Source organism: Rhizobium sp. 862_C5_N1_2, from assembly GCF_051811205.1.
Classification (GTDB): Bacteria; Pseudomonadota; Alphaproteobacteria; order Rhizobiales; family Rhizobiaceae; genus Rhizobium; species Rhizobium leguminosarum.
The window spans coordinates 2889704-2912553 of sequence record NZ_JBPWPT010000001.1; the positions used below are offsets into that span (position 1 = coordinate 2889704).

The following is a 22850-nucleotide window of genomic DNA, read 5'->3' on the forward strand; positions in this document are numbered from 1 at the left end:
CTTTAGACGAGTGGAATGGATAGATGAGCAATAGACGCCACGAATGGATCAGCAAAAGAGCTTACGCGATCTGGGAGGAACAGGGCCGTCCTCACGGCCGCGACGACGAACACTGGCGCCAGGCAGTTGCCGAACGCGATGCACTGGAGCGCACCAAGGCCTCTTCCGACGGTCGCGAGGTACTGAAGTTTCGCCCGAGGCAGCCCGAAGCGCTATGCACCGGCTGGCTCGGCCGATCGGCAAGCGTCGGCTGAACCGCTTCCTGTCTCGGCCCGGACGGCTCGATCCGTACCGGCTCGAGCGGCTCAATCCCCGCGGGATCACGTCACTCAATCCCCTAGGGGTGACTCAGTCGAGCCTTAACCGGAAACGCGCTTGAAAATCTCCCTGCCACCACATCGGGAAATTGGTTCCCCACTTATTGTTGTGCAGATTGAAACGGATGCCGGAGCCGAAGTCCGGCCGCGTCTTATAGAACGTCATGAAATCTGAGCTTTGCGGCGCAACGAGCGGCGCATCGAAGGTTTCGATTGTCAGCGGACCATCGGCAAGATCACCGCGTGCCGATGTCACCGCCTGCAATCGTCCACCGCCGCTCGTTGCAATATTCCCCGATCGATGCCAGAGGCCCATCTTGCGGAAATTCCACTCCGCGGCACGATCAGGCGTGAAGGAGAGGAAGCTTGCCTCCGGCATGCGGTTGGCCGGCTTGTCAAGCAATGTCAGACGCAGATCGAGGCGATCGCCCTCGGCGATGAAATGCAGCATCACATGCGGCGGCGCGCCATATTTCTGCACGGCCTCGACCGGCATCGACAGGAGAATACCCGCCTCATCAGTCGCTTCCAGCGTCGGCAAAAAAACCTTCGAAAGTGCGGCCCCCGACCGGGCAAGTCCCGGCTTGTCATGGTCGAGCACCGCCCATTCCTGCCGATGAGTCAGATAGGTCTCCATGTGCCGGTTGATGTCCCCGGCATCGTAGCTCTCGTATCGATAGGCGATCAGCGCGCCGTCGCGGCCGGTGATCGTCCTGCCGGAAGGCGAGGTGATTTCGGCAATATCGCCGCTCACGCCGTCGAGCGCGATCGACCAGCCACCGGCCTGCAAGCGGAGCTCCCGCCCACCGCCCTCGATGACGGCAGGCGTGGCGAGTTCGGCGAGCACGGCCTGGGCCGCCTTCCGGTCGGTCACGTCGAGCTCCGAAATCGCCTGGTCGAGATAGGCCCGCTGCTCGTCCCATGAGGCTTCGGTATAGGCGAAGCGATAATCGGATCGGCGTGCGGCCTCGAAATCGGCCCGCGACCAGGCCGTGTCATCGCGCAGATAGGATTTGATATCGACGCCGCAGGTATGCTCGGCCACCATCGCCAGTCCGCGCCCGAAGGCGAGACGCCGCGCATCGAGACCATCCGCCGCGAAACGGTCGTAGAGCCGCTGCAGCGCGAGAAACCGCGCCGTCTTGACCGGATCGCTGCCGCTGCCATGGATCCAGCTGTCGCCGAGTTCCAGCTCGACAACAGGAAAACGCTCACGCTCGCTCCAGAGAATGGCGCCGTAATCCTCGAGCGTTGCTGCGCGGATGATCGCATCCGGCTCACGGGCGCGCAATTCGCGATAGGCCTCGGCCGTCTGCGGTACGCTTTGCGGCCCGATATTGTCGTTGGTATGGGCAAAGCTCAGGCCATCGTCGAAACCATCGGGGAAGCAGGTCTCGCCATAGGAGCGCTGGTACATGACGACCACCTCCTCGCCGCCAGGCGCCCGCCAGCGGAAGATCTCGGGCACATCGGGCGGCGGTGAGGCCGTATTGACGCCGAGATGCAGGAAGCGGATGCCCGCCTCGGCAAGCAGCGGCACCATGCCGAGCGTATGGCCGGGCACATCGGTCATCTTTGCCGCGATCGTCGTCTTGCCGAAACGCCGGTCGAGCTCCTGCGAATAGGAAAGCCCGGCCCGAAAGAGATCCGGCGACATCAGCTCCGTATGCGTGGTGAACGGCAGGCCGTGCCAGCGGATCTGCCCGCGATCAATCGCCTGCTCCAGCGCTGCGACCTCTCCCGCCGAGCGCGAATTCAGATGGTCCCAGATCAGCCAGGCGCCTGTCGTCCAGATGAATTTCGGCCCGTCGGGATTTTCGGCATGAAAATGCCTGGCCGTCTCGATCGCCTGCGGAATGAAGCGCTCGTGATATTGCCGGCGGACTTTCTCGGCATGGTCGGTAAAGCCGATATCGAGATGGGTCTTGAAGACCAGATGCACGCGCTTTTCAGCCATTCCATTCCACACATCGGTGATGACAGTCGAAACAGTCTGCAGCCAATGAAGGCACAGGTAAGGAGTGTAACCGTTTCCACAAACACCCTTGCTCCTGCCGCAAACGCTCCGTCAACCGTTTTGGCACAAATCCATAAATTAATGCAGATTTCTTAACCATATATCCAGAACGCAGCATCCGATCCTTTCGCCGCCAAATCGAATCACGACATGAATGAAGACGTGTTCATTGGCAGTTTTGCAGAGCAGAAAGGCGGCGGGATTTCCCTGCCGACCGGCGTGGGTGGCCTGCCTAAATTGCGGAGAAAGGGCTGAGCCGTTCGGGAAGGCCGATCGTCAGAAAGCGTTGGTTTCCTGGCAGAGCGCCCGGTGAACCTCGGTCCAGAACAGCGCCAGCGGCCTGTCGCCATTGCGTTCGGCAACGAGGGCGCGGATCAGCGCTTCGGAGCCTGCCATGTCCTGCCAGCTGGATTTCAGGCCCTTGGCGGCCTGTTGGCATTCGGCAATCTCGAATGGTCTCTTGCTGTCCATATGAGGTCTCCTCATCACAGGCGCTAGCAGATGGGACCCGGATTGTCATTCCCCGCATATGTGGGGATGCCTTGTATTTGTGACGGCCCTCGCGGTAGGATTGAGGGAATTGGGGCAGTGAAATGATTGAGAATACCTATAGCGAAAAGTTCGAGTCCGCATTCGAACAGATCAAGGCGGCGGCCAACGTGGATGCCGCCATCCGTATTCTCCAGGCGGAATATAACCTCGATTTCGTCACCTACCATCTCGCCCAGACGATCGCGAGCAAGATCGATTCGCCCTTCGTGCGCACCACCTATCCGGATGCCTGGGTCTCTCGCTACCTCCTGAACAGCTATGTGAAGGTCGATCCGATCGTCAAGCAGGGCTTCGAACGCCAGCTGCCCTTCGACTGGAGCGAGGTCGAACCGACGCCGGAGGCCTATGCCATGCTGGTCGACGCCCAGAAACACGGCATCGGCGGCAATGGCTACTCCATTCCCGTCGCCGACAAGGCGCAGCGCCGCGCCCTCTTGTCGCTGAATGCCCGTATACCGGCCGAGGAATGGGCCGAGCTCGTTCGCCGCTGCCGCAACGAGTGGATCGAGATCGCCCATCTGATCCACCGCAAGGCCGTCTATGAGCTGCATGGCGAAAACGATCCGGTGCCGGCATTGTCGCCGCGCGAGATCGAGTGTCTGCACTGGACCGCCCTCGGCAAGGATTACAAGGATATTTCGGTCATCCTGGGCATATCAGAGCATACCACACGCGATTATCTGAAGACCGCCCGCTTCAAGCTCGGCTGCGCGACGATCTCGGCCGCCGCCTCGCGGGCCGTGCAATTGCGCATCATCAATCCCTAGTTTTTTTGTTGGCGCATGTCGTTATCGCAAAACCGCTGCACAGTTTTGCGCGACATGCTGCCCCCTCATCTGAGGGGGCCTATCTGAGGGAATTTCCGATCCGGCTCGCCTGAACCATTCTGCTTTCCACGAACTTGAAAACGCTGGAGGGCAAAATGTTCGTTATCATTCAGGCACATGAGTATCAGAAATACGCTGCCGTACTCGACCAGATGTTTCGTCTGCGCAAGAAGGTCTTCGCCGATACGCTCGGCTGGGACGTTCCTGTCATCGGCCCTTACGAACGTGACAGCTACGATTCGCTTGCTCCCGCCTATCTCGTCTGGTGCAACGACAGCCGCACCCGTCTTTATGGCGGCATGCGCCTGATGCCGACGACAGGCCCGACCCTTCTCTACGACGTCTTCCGTGAGACGTTCCCTGATGCCGCCGACCTTATCGCCCCCGGCATCTGGGAAGGCACGCGCATGTGCATCGACGAGGAGGCGATCGCCAAGGATTTCCCCGAGATCGACGCCGGCCGCGCCTTCTCCATGATGCTGCTTGCGCTTTGCGAATGCGCGCTCGATCACGGCATCCACACGATGATCTCCAACTACGAGCCTTACCTCAAGCGCGTTTACAAGCGCGCCGGCGCCGAGGTGGAAGAACTCGGCCGTGCAGACGGCTACGGCAAATATCCCGTCTGCTGCGGCGCCTTCGAAGTCTCGGACCGGGTGCTGCGCAAGATGCGCGCCGCCCTCGGCCTCACCCTACCCCTTTATGTCAGGCACGTGCCGGCCCGCTCGGTCGTGACCCAATTCCTGGAGATGGCAGCATGAACCGCCTCGCTGAAACCGCTACGCAGACCTCAATGCAGAAGGATATCGGCGCGCTGGAGCGCCATGTTCTCGCATCCCGCGACATCGCCACGCAGATCGGGGATCCCTTCCTCTCCTATCTCCTCTCGATGGCGCTGTTCACGATCTACGAGAAGAAAGCCCATCACGAGAACGAGGCGCTGAAGAGCAGCTTCAGCTGAGGGTGCGGTTCCCCTCCGCCCGCCTGAAGACGAGCATGTCTCCCGGCGCCTCGCGCGCAGCCGCAAAAACAGTCCCCGTTTTGCGGCTGCGCGCCCCTGCCATGTCATCAGGACATTGCCGTTACGTCATCAGGGAATTGATGGTCGATATCAGCGCGTCGTGCAGATAGGGCTTCGGCAGGAAAGCGGTATTGGCGGGCAGCGCCATCGGGTCGAGCCGCACCATGCCGGAGGTGATGATGATGCCGATGTTCGGCCGCATCGCCCTCACCCGCTTGGCAAGCTGGAGACCGTCCATCGAGCCGGCCATGTTGACGTCGGTGAACAGGATATCGACATCCTGCCTGCCCTTCAGCACCACCAGAGCCTCGTCGGCATTCGCCGCCTCCAGCGCCACATGGCCGACCTCCTCCAGCACATCGAGGATATTGAACCGGATCAGCGGCTCGTCCTCCACGATGAGCACCACGGCACTGTTCGAAGCCACCATCTGCGATCGCCCTCTTCATGCGGAATGTGACTTGGATAAGTGTAGCCCGCGCGAGAAGGTTCCAGTGGCTGCCCACGAATTATGCATCGTCCACAGATGCTTGCGCTGCCCGCTTGTGGCTCCTTGCAATTTGCGTTAGAGCGAACCGATGCTCGCGGGAACCATTGCCCCGGCATCACGGTGCCGTTACCGGCACCAAGGGCCTGTAGCTCAATGGTTAGAGCCGGCGGCTCATAACCGCTTGGTTGGGGGTTCGAGTCCCTCCGGGCCCACCACTTTTTCCAGAGTTTTCGCCGTGCCTGCCCGTATCGCCGGCGTTTCTGGGCGGCGGATCGGAGTCTTTTGAGGACTCTCCGCCAACACAAAGTATAACAGAAAAGGCCAAATAATCAAGAAGTTGCATAAGCACGACCTGGGCGTAGCCTCTTCGTGTCCGGTTGGAAAGGGCGAGAAGGCGGTGCTCTACCGCTTGGCCGGTGGTTCGACCCGGACGGCGGCGTCCGACGACAGCGGGAGATCAGCGGGGGCCGCCCGGCGGGCATGGAAAACTGGGCGGCAATCTGGGCGGCAAAGCCGCCCGAATCAGTGACCGCCGCACGGCGGCCGTTCGATCGCCCAACCCGTCCGGGCTGACATCGACCGGACGGACGAAGCTGCCGGGATAACGGCGGACCGCGAACGCGCGGCCGCCGCAAGTGTACACCCGTTGCCGGAAACAGCCAACCGCGACGATGCCGGACGACGCGGACGCCGCCCGTGGCCGGCCGGACCGCGGGCGACGCCGGCGCGGACCGATGAACCGGTCCGGACGATCCGGCCCGAGCGGCCGCGCCTCCTGGCACCTGGCCCCAAAGGAGCCCGCGGACCGGCGGCAATTTCTCGCGGGTCACGCGCACGACGCCACGAACTCGCGTCACGCGTCTCCCGTCATCGCTTTCGCCGGACCGATAGGCCTCGTTGTCCGGCGATTTCGATCGAGGCGAACGGGAACCTTGTCGCGTGCCCCTCCGGCCGCGATAGCGCGGTCGCGGCACCCCGATTGTCGAAGCGTGGAAGCACGCACCGGGGCCATGCCTTTCGCGCACGGCAACCCGAACGGGCCGGAGACGACGGACCGTCACCGAGGCAAGGCGTTGACGCCGGCGATTCCGGTGGAGAACGGCCGGGATAGACGGTACAATCGACCGCACCCGTGGAGGCATCCGAGGGAGTCGGGATGAGGAAGACCGGGAACTGGGTGGCTCCGGCCCAGATGGCCGAATGGCTTCGGTCGGTGTGGCAGGCTTTCGATCCCGGCCTTGCGTCGACGCGCTCCGCCGCGCGAACCGCTTGCGTCGTGCGCTTGATGATCGTGACCGCGCAAAGCCCATACGATATCTGTGGAATGAGAATGCCGGACCTCGATCTCGACAACCGATTGTGGCGAATACCGCGGGACCACCCTCCCGCTCTTCACATGCTTCCGCTGACACCCGTCGCGGCTTCCCTGATCCGCCTGGCCTGCCGGCTTCGCCGCGACGCCGACAGTCAGTGGGTTTTCCAGGACCGACGAAACCAGCCCAAATCGGTGACGTCGGTGTTCCGGCAATTCAAGAAAAAGGCCGCGGAGCAGTCGTGGGAGGACCGTGAGATCAGCGCGATCACGGTCAACATGTGGGTACTGATGTTCTCTCCGCCGCTCGAGCTCGAACCCCATTCCGTCCAGAGCCTGAACCCCGATGCCGGCAGCGATGGCGGAGTGGAAGAGCAGCGAGGGACCCTCCGACGTTGGGAGGGACGCCTGGGCGAGATCATCGGTGCCCAATTCCTGAAAGGCGGGCCTATCTGAGCATCGCATTTCCAAGGCAGTGATGCCTGCGTTTCCCAAGCAGCCTGTCAGGGAAGCAGGTTTTAAGATTAGTTCCAGTCGGGCAAGCAGGCCGACGGTGCACTCGCGACAGCCCCACATGATTGACAATGGAATCAGCGAGCTGAGGAGAAGATAGTGAGTATCAAATACCCCAGCGCGACTTTAGAAGTGCCACGTGCCGTGCATGCCGGACATCGAACGTACTGGGCGTCCAGTCCAGCACGTGTGCTAACTCCTGAACTGAAGCGTACGTTGCCCGCTTAGAAGACGAAGGCGACTGCCCCAGGCCGAAATACACCTTGATCTTCTCGGCGTAAGGCAGGTTCGATGCCCCGGAATTTTTTCTGGATGTCAAAAGAACAAGATTGCCGAGGCTGTTCGTCATCCCATGACGCTTTTCCTCGTCGAAATGATCCCATCCTGTCGCCGGGTTCTGGGGCAAAATATGCTCGACAGTCTTGACACCGCTCCAGAGGACAGGCTGCTCAGACATCAGCCGGTCAAGACGCTCGAGGATCGCTCGAACGACTCGTGTCGGGAACGTGTTGTACAACGCACTGTCGAGTGAGGCCGCAGCCTCGCTACGCTCCTCCGGAGTAAGCGCCAACGTGCTATCGAGCGTTGCTTCGTCGCACTTTAGCGCCTTCAGCACCTCGACGTATCTGTTCATGCGCTGAGTGTCGTACCGCCTCGTCAATTGCATCGTCCACGCCAAGCCCTCGAGCCGTTCCAGGGTCTTCGCCAAGCGCTCTGGGGTCTGCTTGAGGTAAGCGGAGAGTGCTACCGGTACCCAGTCCTTATTCGGCACGAGTGAGAGACCGATAAGTGCCTCGGCGGCCTTTGCCTGCAACTGCATCGGGAACGAGCTTGCGTCCGATTCAAGGAGCCGTCCGTAGTGGACCTTAGCAGGGCCCATTTCGTCAATGAGAAACGCTCGCACGTCGTCGACGCTGGCTGCCTTGAATCGATCAGCATAGGCTTCGCTAAGCGTTCGGCGGTTCTTGTTCTCTTCTCGGATGAACCGCAGCGTCTCAAGCAGTCCCTCGAACTCCTGGCGACCCAGATCGTTCTCGAACTCCCGCCACCGCTTGGCCTGGAACTGGATTTCGGCGTCTTCCTTGAACTTCGCGAGGATGTCCGCCTTGATGACGTCTGCGTTGGTCAAGTCGAGACCGCGGTCGTTCAGCACCTTGAAGATGCGGAGAGCGGCGGCGCGGGATTCTGTCGAGACAACCACGAGGACGCAACGATGAAGCAAATAGGTAACGAGATGCTGTCGCTCGCTTGTTGGCAATTCCATCGCCATCTTCCTTAGCGCCATGGCATTCGCCCACATATGCTCCTGCGCTTCTGTTTTCGGCGGACCCGCCGGCTCCCTTTTCGCGGTTGCGCCAGGCGTCTGAATAGATTCCCTGAAAAATAGACGGTCATCCTCGTGGGCCAACACCCTGACCGCTTCCTGCTGATCGAGGAACGCGTTGGGACGAATATAGACGATCGAATCCAGTGCTTCGCGTTCCCTGTCGTCCGCGGCGAGATCGCGAAGGACTGCCCCCAAGATGGTGAGAGTTGTCAGGCGCTGCTGCCCGTCGACGACTTGCCCGACAACGTGACCCGGAGGCCGGATAAGCACCAGACTTCCGAGGAAGTACGGCTCGTCACTCGGGCCGTCCTTTGCCTCCACCAAGTCAGCGAGCAGCTGTTTCGCCTCCTCGTCCGTCCAGGAGTAAGGACGCTGATAAGGGGGTATCTCATGCAGATAACGATCTCCCAGCACGTCGTAAACCTTGTGTTCGGCGGCAGTGATCAACGGGTTCTCCATGTATTCTGTGGACGAGTTTCGGAGCATAAGCAGATGATTCGCCTTGAAATTGCAATTTGAATTGGCTCGTTCGTGGAAGCTCTGATTTAGCGCGCGCCAGTCATTCGGCTTTGCCGAGAAATGTCCCTCGCGCCCAGCCGCGCTTCCGGAAAACCCTTGAGTACATTCATTATTTTCGCTGTGGAGCGCCCAATGACAGTGGCGGAGTGAAGCCATGACGATGCCTGATACCGCCGTCCTCCTCGACGACGCCGCCGATCGGATCGCAGAATTATGAAGGTCGATGACCCTTTTGGTTGTCTCCGGCGTCAGGTATGCCTCATCGTAAGCGATGTGCCGAATCACGACGCCTAGAACGTTCGTCCATTGCAAGGACCGAACAGACCCCCATAGTTGCAGTTAATGTGGGGGTGAGTGCGCACGAATCGAAGATCAGAATGGGTGCACCGTTGGAAGTGAAAGGTTTTACTTGGGAAAGAGGACCCTTCTCTATATGCGCTGCGTGCAAACAAGAGAGCTTTGGCTTTCTGCGAGCAGGAGGGCACTCTCTGACGATGCGCTGTTCGAAATGTCGGTATTCAGAGAATGCAGCGCTTCCGCCGGTCGACAAAAAAGTAATCTATCTCGACCAGTTCATTTTCAGCTTGCTATTTAACGTTACCTCGCAAGGGCGGTTGCCGCTCGGTCACGAAACATTTGCGAAGGCACTCCACGCGCGATTGCGCCGCCTGGTTCTTCTTCAGCAGATCGTTCTGCCGCATTCCGACATCCATAGGGATGAGACGACGGTCTTTCACAGCGCTTCAGCGCTGCGGGAAGCTTACGAATTCATCGGCGGCGACATCTCCTTTTCGGACACCTCCACTATCGAGCTAAGCCAAGTGCTTGATGCTGCGGAGGCGTTTGTGAGGGGCACTCCTCTTACCATTGACCTGTCCGTTGATGAGGTCTTGGAAAGCAACCGCAACGACTGGCTCTCGGATATGCATATATCCGTGCGATCTGATTACAGCCAGCTTGCCGACGGGCTGCGCAAGATGCGCGATGAAACTCATGCCGAAATGGAAAAGCTCGCGGCACGGTGGGTTTCGGAAAAGCCGAATTTTGACAACGCTCTCAAGGTAGAGCTAGACGCCGTTCTCCAGGCTAAAATCCGTGCACTGGCTTCTACCGAAAGGAAGAAAGCCGGTGCAGACCCTGACGTCTTTTTTGATGCGGTCAACTCCCCCATCCAAAGGGAGGTTCGAAACCTGCTGCATTTCATGAGAAAAGAAGGTGTTTCGGCCAATGAGGCAGGCCAAAAAGTCCGAGATTTGTGGGATTCTGAAGTTTACAGGCAGCTGCCACATCACCGCATCTCAGCCTACCTATTCGCCGCCATAGCTCGCCGAGTAGTCAGCGGGCAAAAGAGCGTGGTCAACAGGGGCATGATAAACGATGTCCGCGCGATCGCAACTTACGCTCCTTACGTCGACGCTATGTTTGTCGACAAGACATCGGCCCAATTGCTTCAGGAACGGCCGCTTTCTGATGATCTGAGTTTCAAAGCCGATGTCTTCTCGTTTTCAAGCCGCGATGAATTCCTTGCATATCTCGATGATCTGGAAGCTAAGACGCCGTCAGATGTTAGAGAAATGTCATCACGCATCTACGGGATCGCGTAAGGCAGCCTCGGTTCTGCCGCTTCATATCGTCCGTTCGGATGCATGAGGATGAGGACGACTTATGTATCAACATATGGATACGCTTTTTGATATGCTGTTCAAAATGCTAAGAATTAGTGTTGCCTTTGCACCATAGCCGAGGCGTCGGCGGGTAGGTGTTTTTCCGCAAACAAATCTTACGGCAAGGCCCTCTCTGATGAGAATGCCCACCGATCTGCCCAGATGCCGTGAACATCCGTTTACGAGCACCGGTAAGAAGGTCGACCCGCTCCTGACGTCCCTCCAAGATGACCAAGGCGATAGGTCCGAATTGTCCGAATCTAAAGGTCTACTAGCTTGGCACGAAGCCGATCAACAGAACCGCCGGAAGCAACCCTCCCCCTGCAACTTTTGCGAATGTGTTCGTCAACAGAATGCTTGCATTAGCGTACCCTGTTGGTAGCATCTGCGATCTCTAGGGGGACGCATGACAATCGAAGAACTGATCGATCGCCAGGAGGCGGGAGCGAGGGCGCGCGTGCTTGGCTTGGCGTGCCACCAGAACCCATATCCGAGCGATTACAACGTCCCCCAGGGCGACAGCGAAGCTCTCGACGACTGGTTGGCACGCCTTGACGCCTGGAAATTCGGATGGAAGGCCGAAAAAGCCAGCTGTGAGGATAACCTCGTCACGCCACGTCAGTCTCCTGCGCGCGCCAGTGCACCGCGACGCGACCTGACGGGCCTGTTCACGAAGTGCCTCACGAAACTCTGCCTGATTGCGTTCTTCGCCGTTACAACGCCATCGGTTTCAGGCGCTCAGTCCATTGAGGGCTTTCGGCTTGGCGACGACAAGATCGCCCTTCAGCGGCTGGGTGCACCATCGGAAACGAAAGCGGACGGTGCCTTCACAACGCTAACGTATCATGGCTCCGACGGAGTAGACCTCGAGGCTACCTATCAGAAGCCTTCGAACCTCCTCATTGCGCTCAAGGCAACCTGGCCGAAAGATGTCGCGGGGCCCTCAACGGGCTACGGCGACTTGACGTTCGGAGAGACCTCGTTGAGCGAAATCCGATCACAGATGGGCTCCAGGGGAATCCTCTATGGCTCCAAATCCCCCGTCGCATCCTCAAACGGCACGATCGATATCGTCAGCTATTTTGACGTCAGCGGGACCGACACGGTCGCGACCTTCGTGACGTCGATAGACAGTGATCAGGCAGCAAGGCTGAAGGCAACCTTCGGAGCCGACGCGTATAAGAACGCGCCAGCGGCGGCCAAGCTTAGGACCATCAGTATTTCCAGGCGCGAGTACCTGGAAAAGAGCCAGGGCACCAAGCGAACGTTGGACATCGGCTACAGGGCGATTTCCTGGACATCTCAGGAGACGACATCCAAACACCCGGCGATCTCACTGGCGCGGATCAAGCCCGGGCAGATCCCAGTCTTCCGCACGTACGCCGGGCCGAACAATTTTCCAGATTTTACCGGGCGGGACAAAGAGTTCAGCAATTTTCGGACGCGGATAACCGACGGAATGAGTGGCGGCCCCTCATTTGCCGGAGAGTATTCCGTGATCCAGATCGGATGCGGCACCGGATGCTCCTTTGCCTACGTCGGCAACAACCGCACGGGCCAGGTCTTCGACGTTCCCGTCGGAGGTGAGGACAACATGTACCTGAGCTTGAGATATCAGCTCGACAGTCGCCTCCTTGTGGCCCAATGGGCCGACTACGACGCCAGCAAATGCTACGTTCAGTTTTTTGGCTTTGACGACGGCGAATGGACCGATCTGCTGAAACATGAAGTCGGCACAATGGATGACTGCTTTAGGACCATCGCGGAGAACGTTCGTTGATCCTCATAACCATCCGAAGATTTGGCGATTGCTCACAAATTCTTGAGCAGATACTTTCAACCGGTAACTGCAAATGCACCGACGTGTACCATGCCCCTGGAATTTGAAATTGCCTCTGAACTCATGCCGTATGTCGCCGAAGCGACGGTACGGTTTCGCTATCTTAATCCCGGCATCGGTGTGACGATAAGCGGGGACACCGCAGTTGTTGCCGGAAGCGAGGTCGTAAACGTCAAGGACCTCGAACAGCAATTCATGTTCTGCCTGTATCGCCAGAAGATTTACAGCGAGACCCTGCCGCTGAGGTACGCGCTGCTCGCCGGTGTGACCGGGCGATGACCGTCTTTCCGCTGCGCTTCCGTCCCTCTCCCTATGGTGATCTGTTGTTTGCCGACGAGGCCGGCTCTTACTTCAAGTCCGATCATGATTTTCTGACCCGCTATGCGCTGGATCGGTTGACCGACCGGGACCAGGACTACCTGCTTCGGAATGGGCACGCGTTCGAAGAAGTCGGTGACCTCGCCTATGCTGGCTTCGAACATCGTTTCGCGAGCCGTTTATACAGCCCCGGCGAACTCGACTACGTCATCCTGGTGCCCACGCTCCGCTGCAACCTTGCCTGCGGTTATTGCCAAGTTTCACGGGTCAACGAGAACACACCCGGTTTCGACTGGAATGACCAAACCCTCGAAGCCGTCTTGGGTTTCCTGGACGGCCTCACAACCCAAAAAATCAAGGTCGAATTTCAAGGTGGAGAACCCAGCCTTCGCTTGGATGTCCTCACCAAGGTCCGAGAGTTCTGTCTGAGGAAATTCGATAGCTGCGAGTTCGTCGTCTGCACCAATCTGCAGGAAATCCCCGAGGATGCATGGCGATTCTTCCAGCTTCCAGACGTCGTTGTCAGCACATCACTCGACGGTGACATCCTCACCCACGAGAGGCAGCGCACGCTCTCCGGCGACAGGACACAGGCTTTCGTATCCAACCTACATCGGGCTCTCGAGCAGCTGGGACCGGACAAGGTCTCCGCTCTGCCGACAATAGACCCGTATCGTCCTCCCACCGCAAAGACCGTAATCCAAACCTATGCGTCCCTCGGGATGCGGTCGATCTATCTGAGGCCGATCAACTTCCATGGATTTGCGCGGAAGAAGTACGACGCAGCAGCCTCCGCCGCCACATGGAACGCATACCATTCCGACTTCATCGACAATCTCGTCGAGTACAACTGGACAGCCGAGTACGCACTCGAGGAGTATTATTTCGTCCACTGTCTTCGGCGGATTCTCCGATCGGGGCACAACGGGCATGTCGATCTCAGAAACCCGAATATCGTCGGCCACGGCTACCTGGTCATCGATTACGACGGCAAGGTCTACCCAACGGACGAAGCCCGGATGGTCACCCGCCTCGGTCAGTTCGACCTCTCGATGGGCAATGTATTCGACGGGATAGATCGGTCGACTATCGACACCTTAAATTCCGAGGCGCTGAACAACTACCATCCCGACTGCGTGCACTGTCCCTACCAGGCATTTTGTGGAATCGACCTGGTCGATGACCTTTCCCGGTACGGCCGGATCGACATGCCTAAGCACCTTACGGATTTCTGCCAGCGGCATACTTACATCTTCGATAAAATCTTCTCGATGATCTATTCCGAAGACCTAAAGGTCCGGAAATCCATGGCGATATGGACCGGGGCCCCGCAGTTCGATCGTGCGCTCGCAAGGTGGCATCGATGATAAACCTCAGGGTCCAAATCGATCAACTACCCTTGGCAGAGCCGCTCGTGGTCAGGCTTTGTCATACGGCTAAAAGCGCTACAACCGAGAACGATGCCGTCCTGATCGATCGATCAAACGGCCGCCTGGAGTACGACCTCAATGGCTTCTCACTCGTGCTCCATCCCGAGGGCGGCGAGGACTACGATGGAGACGTCATCCTTGCCCTACCCGGCCAAGGAAGCGCCCACAGGCTCATACGGGCATCCTCGCAGCACAATACCTTCCTTGTCACCGAACAGTGCGATCAGCTCTGCGTCATGTGCTCACAGCCGCCCAAAAAGCAGCATAACGATCTGTTTAGCCAGTTTGCGGAGGCTGCGCTCCTGTCGCCCAAGGGAGTGGTAATCGGGATATCCGGCGGCGAGCCACTCCTTCATAAGTCGAGGCTGTTTGACATGCTGCGGGCCGTGAGCCAGGCGCGACCCGACGTCACGTTCCACATCCTGACGAACGGCCAGCATTTCCAGGCGTCAGATGTCGAGGCGATGTTGGAGATCGGTACGGAACGCGTCCTATGGGGAGTGCCTCTATATTCGGCGGATCCGGCAACACATGACAAGATCGTCGGGAAGTCCGGTGCGTTTGGTCAGCTTGCAAAGGGCCTGGGCGTTCTCATGAGGGCCGGTGCATCGGTCGAACTGCGCACCGTCGTGATGCGCCAGAACGTCGCCGGGCTTGCTGACCTGGCGGACTTCGTATTCACGAGGCTGAACTTTGCGCATGTCTGGGCCCTCATGCAGATGGAGCGCATCGGCTATGGGCGCATGAACTGGCAGAAGTCGTTCTATGACTCGTCCGCTGACTTCGCGCCGATTGCCTCCGCGGTAGACCTCAGCGTTGCCAGGGGAATTGACGTCTCGCTCTACAACTTTCCGCTTTGCTCGGTTCCGGCAGCATACCGCTCTTACGCGCCATCAACCATTTCGGACTGGAAACGCAAATACCTCGATTTTTGCTCTCGGTGTGACCGCCGCGCAGCTTGTGGTGGTTTTTTCGAATGGTATAGTCACAACGAGGGGTTCTCTGCGCTGGGTCCAATATGAAGAAAAGACTTTTTCTTATCCCGTCGTTTTTCGCGGCGGGCTTTCTGCCGTCAAAGGCCGATGCAATGATCTGGGGCGACGTTGTTTCGAAACCGAATCCGGTGCCGTCGGTGCTCGAGCGCCTAAAGCTCAAACACATCTATACGCTGGCGGGCCACAGGTCACATAGCTCCCATAGCTCGCATTCGAGCCACCGTTCCAGCAGTGGCGGCGGTTACAGCTATCGATCCTACAGTTCACCGAGCTACAGCGCGCCCGCACCGGTCTACACCGCTCCGACCTATACCGCGCCAAAGCCTGTCTACACGCCGCCACCTGCGCCGGCACAGGTACCCGCAGCACCCTCGCCTGCCTACGCTATCGCTCCTGCCGCACCTGCGCCGACCGCGCCGCTCAAGACGCTACCCGGCAACAGCGAGAAGTTCACCCGCATCGTGATGCAGGTTCAAACGGCGCTGACCGCCTATGGCTACTACTCTGGTCTGATCGACGGAAAAGTCGGCCCCGCCTGCAAGACCGCCCTTGTCGCCATGCAGACGGATTACCGGTTGAGGGCGACAGGAACCATCACGCCGGAGGTGCTGGACGCCTTTGGTATCGCCGCAAACTAAATCCAACAGAGAGACATCCGATGAGCAATCCGTTCGAGCAACAGCCATTCGAAGGTGCAGAGTTCGTAGACAACCCGGAACCACGTTGCCCTTGTCTCCTGCTGCTCGACGTGTCGGGATCGATGAACGGTCAGCCGATCAGTGAGCTGAACGATGGACTGATCCAGTTCAAGGACGAACTCTTTGCTGACGCTTTGGCCGCTAAGCGTGTCGAAGTCGGTCTGGTCACCTTCGGTCCAGTCACGATCGTCAATGACTTTCAGAGCGTGCAGAACTGGTATGCGCCTAGCCTGTCATCCCAAGGCGACACACCGATGGGTGCTGCTATCGAACAAGGCCTGCAGATGCTCAGAGAGCGCAAGGACCAGTATCGTCAGAACGGCATCTCCTACTATCGCCCCTGGGTGTTCCTTATCACCGACGGTGGCCCGACGGATGCCTGGAAGAACGCCGCAAGCCTCGTGAAGGCCGGCGAGCAAGAGAAAGCGTTCTCCTTCTTCGCAGTCGGTGTCGAAGGCGCGAACATGGAAACCCTGGCACAGATCAGCACACGCGCCCCACTGGCGCTCAAGGCGCTGCGTTTCCGCGATCTATTTTCGTGGCTTTCCAGCTCGCTCAGCTCGGTCTCCCAGTCCAATCCAGGTGACGCAGTTCCACTCTCGAGCCCGGCGACTCCCGACGGATGGGCCTCTATTTCATGAATGGAGAATGGCGCTGGGCGGCTGCCCGAGCGATCGGCACCTCCCATTTGAAAACGGCTTCGCCGTGCCAGGACTACGCCTGCGCCAAGCTGTTTCTAACACAAGACGGCCCGGTGATGGCCGCCGTCGTGTCCGACGGCGCTGGAAGCGCGTCATTAGCGGAATTTGGATCGCGGACCGTCTGCATCAGCTTCCTCAAGGCTTGCCGCGAATTCCTCATTCGCTCCACCCTCGACGACCTCGACGAGGAGGTCGTCTGGGATTGGGTCGATGCGATCCGCGAAGCGATCAATCAGAAAGCCAAGGCGGCAGAGGCGCGGCCCAGGGATTTCGCCGCGACCCTGGTTGCCCTGTTGGTGGCAGAAGAACGATGCGTTGTCATTCATGTCGGTGACGGTGCGGCGGTGATCAAGCGTGAAGGTTGCGACGAATGGGAGGTGCCGTCGTGGCCTTATCAGGGAGAATACGCATCGACGACATCCTTCGTGACGGACGATCCGCAACCACGCCTGGAGGTCATCTCGATCGAAGACCGTGTCGCAGAGTTCGCAGTCTTCTCAGATGGCATTGAACGAATGGTACTCGATCATGTTTCGAGGACCCCCCATGGTCCCTTTTTCGATCGAATGCTTGCTCCATTGAAGTCTTCGCTTGCCCAGAAGGTCGACAAGACTCTGTCGCTCGCACTCAGGGACTATCTCGACAGCGCAAACGTCTGCGAGCGCACGGATGACGACAAGTCCCTCATTCTGGGGCTGCGCACGTGACTACAGTGATCTGTTCGGACGGCCGGCGTCTGACACTAGGGGCGACCCTCGGCAAGGGCGGTGAAGGCGCGGTCCATCACATCGTCGAATCCGCTGACATCGCCGCCAAGATTTACAACCCCGGCAAGGCAAAGGACCGGCGCGACAAGGTCAACGCCATGGTGGCCAATCGGCTTCACACCCGCTCGGACTACGTGGCTTTCCCCATCGAAACCCTCAAGTCACCGTCCGGTGAGTTCCTCGGCTTCACGATGAAGAAAGTCGCGGGCTTCAAGAGCGTCCATGACCTCTATGGCCCCGGCAGCCGGAAAGCGGAGTTCCCGACCGCGGATTCCCAATTCCTTTTGAGGTCAGCGATCAATCTCGCGAACGCCGTCGCTAGCATCCACGCGACCGGATGCGTGATCGGTGACATCAACCACTCCGGAATTCTCGTTTCCAACAAGGCGCTGGTGACGCTGATCGACAGCGATTCATTCCAGTACCGATCGGGACCGAACACCTACCGCTCCTTGGTTGGGGTCGCCGAGTACACTCCCCCCGAACTCCAGGGGGCTACCTTCAGCAAGGTCGACCGGACTCCAAATCACGATAACTTCGGCCTCGCCGTGCTGATATTCCAGCTGCTGTTTCTGGGTCGACACCCGTTCGCGGGCCGCTACCTCGGCAAGGGCGACATGGACATCAAGACTGCCATCGGGGCTGGCCGCTTTGCCTACAGCGCTCGCAAAGCCGAAACGATGATGGAGCCGCCACCCTTCGTGCCCGGTCTCGGCGACTACGGCGAGGATGTCCGCAAAGCGTTAGAGGCAGCGTTCATGCCTCCGGCGCGGCAGCCGGGAGGTCGCCCGACGGCCGCATCCTGGTCAGCGATCCTGAAAGGCGTCGAAGCCACCCTAGCTGTTTGCACCGTCGACAAGTCCCATGCCTACAAGCGTGAACTTAGCTCCTGTCCATGGTGCAAACTCGAAAAAACGATGGGGCGGTCGCTGTTCCCTGCCCACTTCTCCCCCGCCGCACCTGTCATGGATATCGGGCAGTTGCTGAACGCTATCAAGACAATGCCCGCTCCGCCCTCACCGCCAAACGCTGAATCGGTTTTTGGGCCGCTTCCCAGTCTGACCATGTCCCAGGCCGGAAAGTCAGCAAGGAATGAACGCAACGCCACCGTTGCAGCAGGTGTGATCGCTGTAGGCGTCGGTCTTTACCTGATGGCGCAAGTCAGCGGGTTTTGGGGTATCGCTCTGGCGCTTGGCGCTATCGTGATCGCTGGGAGGTCGCTCGATCTCAAGACGAAGTTTGCTTCGGAACTCAATGGGGCAAAGGCCGGTTGGGAGGAGCAGCATAAAAACTGGGTCAAGAAGGCCGGACCGGAGGCGTTTGAGGCCCGCCGAAGCCACTATATCGCGCTGGGAGCGACGCACTCCGGCTTGCCCGTCAAGGAACGAGAAAAGCTGGCTGCGCTTGAGCAAAAGAAACGGCAGCTACAATTAGACAAGCACATGGACGCGCATCTCATCGACCGCGCGAAAATCCCGCGTGTCGGCCCAGGCCGCAAGGCCACCCTCGCCTCGTACGGTTTCGAAAGCGCACTGGACGTGCGGGAGCGGTCCGTGACGGGTGTTCCGGGTTTTGGGCCCTCGTTGGCCAGCGATATCGAAGGCTGGGCAAGAACGGTGGAGCGCAAGTTCGTGTATAACGCATCGATCCCGACGGACCCCGCGGCTGTCCAAGCCGCTAAAAGTGAGATTGCCAAGCAGCGTGCGGAAATCGAACGCGATCTGCTCAAGGCGACGGCGGACCTGAAACACCTTGCCGACACCGCGCAGGCATTGCGGACCAAGCCGCCACAGCAGCTCATTGACGCCTATACAAGACTAAAGCAGGTTGAACTGGACATCGGATAGGATCGTCATGTCCGCATCGTACAAAGGGTTTTGGATCATTGTGGGGATGACGGTCGTTGCGTTCGTCATCGCGAACTCGACCGCCAAACCTCATCGTTCATCGACGTACTCAGGTTCGACCTACACAGAAGCAACGAACTCGAAGAGTGTTTTCCCCTCGTCATCGCTGGCTCCCTCAGAGCCGAAACTGGCAGAACCTTCGCCTCTTCCTCAGTCTTCCACCCCGACGATCGCTTCCGTGCCAGCAGCTCCGTCACCGACATCGACTAAGGAAAGTTCCTCGGCGAACAGTTCGACCGAAACCCGCTCCATCGATGCGGACTTTCAGGTGGCCTTCGATCGCGCAATGGAAGTCGCGCTCGCAACCCCCAAAGCTGCCGTGGCCGCGGAACCGACCGCTACCATCCCGAACGACGCATCCCCTCCGCCACTTCAGACCAGAGAGATTGCTCCGCAGCCTAATATTTTCGATCAACCGATCACAGTGCAGGTGGGGGACGAAACCGACGACCCAAATCTGAAAGACCGGGCGCTGACGACTACCGACCTAAATCTGCGCGAAGGTCCGGGGCCTGACTATTTGAAGGTCGAGACGATGGCGAAAGGGACTGAGTTGGTCGTGCTTGAGCGATCGGGTAAATGGTGGCGCGTTAGGTCGATAGCCTCGAGCGCCGAGGGGTGGATCAACGGGACGTTTGTGACAGCGAAGAACTGACAAGCTGGCAAGGTGGCAATTGTGTACACGCAAATTGTGTCCGATCTTCTGACAAGGATTGCTGCTTATCCGCGTGGAGAGGATGACCTCGATCTTTGTCCACTCGCGCAACGTTTACCATCCTCTCGATAAGCGTGTATCAACGGTTGAGAACAACTCGACTTCTGGTCGAGTCAGTGCTTCCCTAGAAGGAATGGAGACTCAACCGATGACTTTTGCAAAAATCGCTCTCGCAGCCGCAGTATTCGCTTTTTCTGCAACCAGTGCTTCCGGTCACGGCGGTGGCCTTGACAAGAATGGCTGCCATACCAATCACAAGACCGGAGACTATCACTGCCACTGACGCGGTTATCGCTCGATACTTCGGGAGTTGGATTCACGACGCACGATCTTACCGCGTTATATGTTCAGGTCGCAGTTGTTGATCTGGCTAGTACAATCTACTCCCACGCGCCGCTTGGCCAGCTTAATCGCGTGGCTGCAGAAGGATGGTCCCTCGCGGAAACTCTGAAATGACCGCAGTGACGAGCTGGAGATGAAGTGCAGGAGCTTGGAAATCGAGCCGTATGACATTTATTTTTTGTGAGCTACCGATGTCGGTTTCTATGTTGGTCGTCGCTCCCGCTCTCAAGCCGAGTATCCCCAATCCCAGAATGGATTTCACGGAGACAGTATACACAGGAAAGTCGCGGCTCTCATTCCGTACCACCAAGGCCGTCCTTGCAGCGCCTTCATTGACGCAGAACGTCACGCGACTGCCTATCGTCACGGCATCATCGGGCATACATTTGGGGGGGCAAACTGAGGCCTTCAGCAGCTTGCTTTTAAGCAATCGGCTGTAGGCGTTGTCGCGAGGGTCCTGATCAAGAATTTCTTGCAGAGTCGCGCGGTCGTTAGTCGTTAGGTAACACGCAAGCGGCACAGTCATGGCATACTCCTCGGAGTGCAAAATTCTCAAATTGTGCAAGATCGCCATAGCCCCCGGTTGCGTGGCAGCCGGTGGACCTTGGATGCCGTCTCCAATCAGAAACCACGGGAAAATCGGCAGATTGGCGTTGGTGCAGGACTCTGCCGTAGCTCAACTTTCCGAGCTCAAGAGCGGCCTCTCGTAACCCAAATGTTACCAAGACCCCGCTTCCTCAACCGCTGCCTCGAGCACGCCCAGTGCATAGTCGACAGTCGCCTTTTCGTCCTCGGCACACAATCTGAGCGACTGGCATCTTTCTTTAAGATTATGCAGTATCCGCCGTCGAACTTTTGAAACTGCGGGTGCATGCTCGTGTCGCAGAAGTTCTTCCAAACAAGCAACGGCAACGACTTCGAAAACCAGCAACTTTCCTTCAACTTCACCTTGCGTAGGGATCGCCATACGCTCACCGCCGCGCTTAAAATCCCGCTCAATAGACAGCATAACGTTCTCCTCGCCTCCAAACCTCTACGTCTGTGAAGAGCGACAACGGTGCTCTTTTCGATACGTTCTCGTTTGCAAGTGCAGTTGTCGAATTCCGCTATGCGGAAAACGGTTTGTCACACGCTCCTCTGACAAGATGACAGGCAAGATGCCGATCTAGGCGAGACCGAACCGCCTGCATGGAGGCAGAGCTGCAAGACAGGAATGCGAGCGCCTTATCCGCGCTACGCAATTGGCATCTGCACCAGGTGACCCCAAGAGGATATTGCATTGCGTCTATTTAACAAACGAATTCGAATGCCAGTTGAATGCAACTTCTTTGCTGGATTTTCAGAGGCACTCACATGCTCCAGGACGCATGATTGTGGACGCCTAACGATTGGGTAGACGACGCAGAAGAATGTCGTAGGGCACGTAATCGATGGTGTCGTAACCCCCCATCAGCCCGACGAGCGCGGTGCCCGCACCGCGAAATTTTCACTTGGCCGAGCAAACATTCAGGATCTTGCAAAGGCAGCGGCCCTAGCTGCGGCCACCCTGATTCGGAGATTCGCGTCGGAAGGATCAGGGCGGTGAAATTGTGGCCCAAGCTTCGGCGACGCTGAACAACCGTTCTGAGGCCCCGATGTATCCGGATTGGAAGCGCGGTTTTCAAGCTGCCAACGATGGCGATCTCGGCCGTCCGAGATGCTGCTTCCCGTGCCCTAAGTGTTCCCGATCATGCGGCACTAGGACCAGGATCATCGTCATCGGAGATCACGATTTTCCTGGGCCGTGGCCGGAAATCGACCACTTGCGGGGCCTCGTCAATCAGTTCTGCGGCTTGCCGGCCATCCTCTTTCAGGCGGGTTTCCGCCTCAGGCTGAAACACCACGCTCTCGACCGTTAGAACCTCAAACTCTCCGTCGTTTCCCGGAATTTCGGTCTTCGCCCCAACCGCCAGCCCCAAGAGCGCCAGGCCGCGCATCGAACAAACAGAGAGGGCGAGTCTGGGCAGTCCGCCTGCCGGTTTATGGACAAGAACATGCGGTCCGGCCCTCACGCCGTTGATGGTGTAGACGAGTTCGGTGTCGATCGTGACCACATTGGCGGGAATGTCCTCGCGAGAAAACACCCTCGAACGGTTAAACTTCTCTCGAAGCACGGCCGCGAACGGACCCGGGCGGTCCCCCTGCCGTTCGAGCATGGACATCAAGACATTGGCGTCCTCGGCGGTCAATTGATAAAAAGCTTCTCTGGACATGCTCATTTCTCCAGTAAATATAGTCGCTCACCTCGTCGATGGTCGGGGATACCGCAGCACCTCGATGAGGACCTCAGCGCAACCAAACTCGTATCTGGCGCGGCGGGAAGTTCGGGTCGCTACGTGAAATGGCGGTCTCGATCACCAAGCGAGCCCCATCCGCTGCAGCCTCAGGGCTTGGATAGCGCAACGGCAACACCCCATCGAATACAGTCGAGCAGGCGTAAGCGGTCCCGCTCAGGCGGTCGTAGTGGAGCTGAACGTCGATAGCGTCCCCAGACGGATTATTGGTGACGGAATGATAGGTCATCGCGCCGCCTCACTTT

General features: G+C 58.5%; 23 protein-coding genes, 1 tRNA gene and 1 pseudogene. 17 read left to right on the forward strand and 8 right to left on the reverse strand.

Going from position 1 to position 22850, the window contains the following annotated elements; all coding sequences use genetic code 11:
• Positions 1-23 precede the first annotated feature (23 nt).
• Complete coding sequence (locus ACD590_RS14535; RefSeq protein WP_018446600.1) at positions 24-254, forward strand: DUF2934 domain-containing protein; 231 nt, start codon at positions 24-26, stop codon at positions 252-254.
• A gap of 94 nt (positions 255-348) precedes the next feature.
• Here the strand turns inward: ACD590_RS14535 and ACD590_RS14540 are convergent, their stop codons facing one another.
• Positions 349-2274 (reverse strand): DUF5054 domain-containing protein, encoded by a 1926-nt coding sequence (locus ACD590_RS14540; protein ID WP_439002827.1) that lies wholly within the window; start codon positions 2272-2274, stop codon positions 349-351.
• Positions 2275-2610: 336 nt separating this feature from the next.
• Entirely contained in the window at positions 2611-2805 is a 195-nt protein-coding gene (locus ACD590_RS14545; protein ID WP_018242928.1) for a hypothetical protein, read from the reverse strand.
• A gap of 122 nt (positions 2806-2927) precedes the next feature.
• Here ACD590_RS14545 and ACD590_RS14550 point away from each other — a divergent pair, with 122 nt between their 5' ends.
• The 3 genes from ACD590_RS14550 (at position 2928) to ACD590_RS14560 (ending at position 4674) form a co-directional block, all read left to right on the forward strand.
• Positions 2928-3653: a LuxR family transcriptional regulator gene (locus tag ACD590_RS14550; RefSeq protein WP_018446602.1), complete on the forward strand. Its 726-nt coding sequence runs from the start codon at positions 2928-2930 to the stop codon at positions 3651-3653.
• A gap of 155 nt (positions 3654-3808) precedes the next feature.
• Complete coding sequence (locus ACD590_RS14555; protein ID WP_018446603.1) at positions 3809-4474, forward strand: acyl-homoserine-lactone synthase; 666 nt, start codon at positions 3809-3811, stop codon at positions 4472-4474.
• On the forward strand, positions 4471-4674 hold the full coding sequence (locus ACD590_RS14560) for a hypothetical protein (protein ID WP_018242931.1): 204 nt from the start codon (positions 4471-4473) through the stop codon (positions 4672-4674). Before ACD590_RS14555 ends, ACD590_RS14560 begins: the two co-directional genes overlap by 4 nt.
• A gap of 121 nt (positions 4675-4795) precedes the next feature.
• Here ACD590_RS14560 and ACD590_RS14565 read toward each other — a convergent pair whose 3' ends face one another.
• Entirely contained in the window at positions 4796-5164 is a 369-nt protein-coding gene (locus ACD590_RS14565) for a response regulator (RefSeq protein WP_018242932.1), read from the reverse strand.
• Positions 5165-5363: 199 nt separating this feature from the next.
• On the opposite strand from ACD590_RS14565, the gene ACD590_RS14570 reads away from it, so the two are divergent.
• Together ACD590_RS14570 and ACD590_RS14575 are read left to right on the forward strand one after the other, a co-directional pair.
• A tRNA-Ile gene (locus tag ACD590_RS14570) sits at positions 5364-5439 on the forward strand.
• 941 nt (positions 5440-6380) lie between these two features.
• Positions 6381-6992 (forward strand): tyrosine-type recombinase/integrase, encoded by a 612-nt coding sequence (locus tag ACD590_RS14575; protein ID WP_439002876.1) that lies wholly within the window; start codon positions 6381-6383, stop codon positions 6990-6992.
• 163 nt (positions 6993-7155) lie between these two features.
• Here ACD590_RS14575 and ACD590_RS14580 read toward each other — a convergent pair whose 3' ends face one another.
• Positions 7156-8823, reverse strand: coding sequence for a DUF262 domain-containing protein (locus ACD590_RS14580; protein ID WP_439002877.1), 1668 nt, complete (start codon positions 8821-8823; stop codon positions 7156-7158).
• 449 nt (positions 8824-9272) lie between these two features.
• Here ACD590_RS14580 and ACD590_RS14585 point away from each other — a divergent pair, with 449 nt between their 5' ends.
• From ACD590_RS14585 to ACD590_RS14635, 11 genes and pseudogenes are all read left to right on the forward strand, one after another.
• Positions 9273-10499 carry a hypothetical protein gene (locus ACD590_RS14585; RefSeq protein ID WP_439002879.1) on the forward strand — a complete coding sequence of 409 codons (1227 nt, stop codon included), beginning with the start codon at positions 9273-9275 and terminating at the stop codon, positions 10497-10499.
• A 466-nt stretch (positions 10500-10965) separates the two neighbouring features.
• Positions 10966-11166 (forward strand): annotated as a pseudogene (locus ACD590_RS14590) (CrpP-related protein); the annotation flags it as partial.
• Positions 11167-12429: 1263 nt separating this feature from the next.
• On the forward strand, positions 12430-12678 hold the full coding sequence (locus ACD590_RS14595; RefSeq protein ID WP_439002881.1) for a hypothetical protein: 249 nt from the start codon (positions 12430-12432) through the stop codon (positions 12676-12678).
• On the forward strand, positions 12675-14084 hold the full coding sequence (gene hxsB, locus ACD590_RS14600; protein ID WP_439002882.1) for a His-Xaa-Ser system radical SAM maturase HxsB: 1410 nt from the start codon (positions 12675-12677) through the stop codon (positions 14082-14084). Before ACD590_RS14595 ends, hxsB begins: the two co-directional genes overlap by 4 nt.
• On the forward strand, positions 14081-15169 hold the full coding sequence (hxsC, locus tag ACD590_RS14605) for a His-Xaa-Ser system radical SAM maturase HxsC (protein WP_439002883.1): 1089 nt from the start codon (positions 14081-14083) through the stop codon (positions 15167-15169). Before hxsB ends, hxsC begins: the two co-directional genes overlap by 4 nt.
• The gene (hxsA, locus tag ACD590_RS14610) at positions 15166-15780 is read left to right on the forward strand and encodes a His-Xaa-Ser repeat protein HxsA (protein WP_439002884.1); all 615 of its coding nucleotides are present in this window, start codon (positions 15166-15168) and stop codon (positions 15778-15780) included. Before hxsC ends, hxsA begins: the two co-directional genes overlap by 4 nt.
• A gap of 20 nt (positions 15781-15800) precedes the next feature.
• On the forward strand, positions 15801-16481 hold the full coding sequence (locus ACD590_RS14615; protein ID WP_439002885.1) for a vWA domain-containing protein: 681 nt from the start codon (positions 15801-15803) through the stop codon (positions 16479-16481).
• Positions 16463-17248: a PP2C family serine/threonine-protein phosphatase gene (locus ACD590_RS14620; RefSeq protein WP_261326567.1), complete on the forward strand. Its 786-nt coding sequence runs from the start codon at positions 16463-16465 to the stop codon at positions 17246-17248. The genes ACD590_RS14615 and ACD590_RS14620 overlap by 19 nt, the downstream gene beginning before the upstream one ends.
• Entirely contained in the window at positions 17245-19155 is a 1911-nt protein-coding gene (locus tag ACD590_RS14625; RefSeq protein ID WP_439002886.1) for a helix-hairpin-helix domain-containing protein, read from the forward strand. The genes ACD590_RS14620 and ACD590_RS14625 overlap by 4 nt, the downstream gene beginning before the upstream one ends.
• 7 nt (positions 19156-19162) lie before the next feature.
• On the forward strand, positions 19163-19870 hold the full coding sequence (locus tag ACD590_RS14630; protein ID WP_439002887.1) for an SH3 domain-containing protein: 708 nt from the start codon (positions 19163-19165) through the stop codon (positions 19868-19870).
• Positions 19871-20078: 208 nt separating this feature from the next.
• Positions 20079-20213, forward strand: a complete 135-nt coding sequence (locus tag ACD590_RS14635; protein ID WP_439003538.1) for a YHYH domain-containing protein — start codon at positions 20079-20081, stop codon at positions 20211-20213.
• Between the two features lie 123 nt (positions 20214-20336).
• On the opposite strand, the gene ACD590_RS14640 is transcribed toward ACD590_RS14635, so the two are convergent.
• The 4 genes from ACD590_RS14640 to ACD590_RS14655 form a co-directional block, all read right to left on the reverse strand.
• On the reverse strand, positions 20337-20798 hold the full coding sequence (locus tag ACD590_RS14640) for a hypothetical protein (protein ID WP_439002888.1): 462 nt from the start codon (positions 20796-20798) through the stop codon (positions 20337-20339).
• 192 nt (positions 20799-20990) lie between these two features.
• The gene (locus tag ACD590_RS14645) at positions 20991-21281 is read right to left on the reverse strand and encodes a hypothetical protein (protein ID WP_439002889.1); all 291 of its coding nucleotides are present in this window, start codon (positions 21279-21281) and stop codon (positions 20991-20993) included.
• A gap of 718 nt (positions 21282-21999) precedes the next feature.
• Positions 22000-22524 carry a transcription elongation factor GreAB gene (locus ACD590_RS14650; RefSeq protein ID WP_138387146.1) on the reverse strand — a complete coding sequence of 175 codons (525 nt, stop codon included), beginning with the start codon at positions 22522-22524 and terminating at the stop codon, positions 22000-22002.
• Positions 22525-22597: 73 nt separating this feature from the next.
• Positions 22598-22834, reverse strand: coding sequence for a hypothetical protein (locus ACD590_RS14655; protein ID WP_165408780.1), 237 nt, complete (start codon positions 22832-22834; stop codon positions 22598-22600).
• Between the last annotated feature and the right edge of the window lie 16 nt (positions 22835-22850).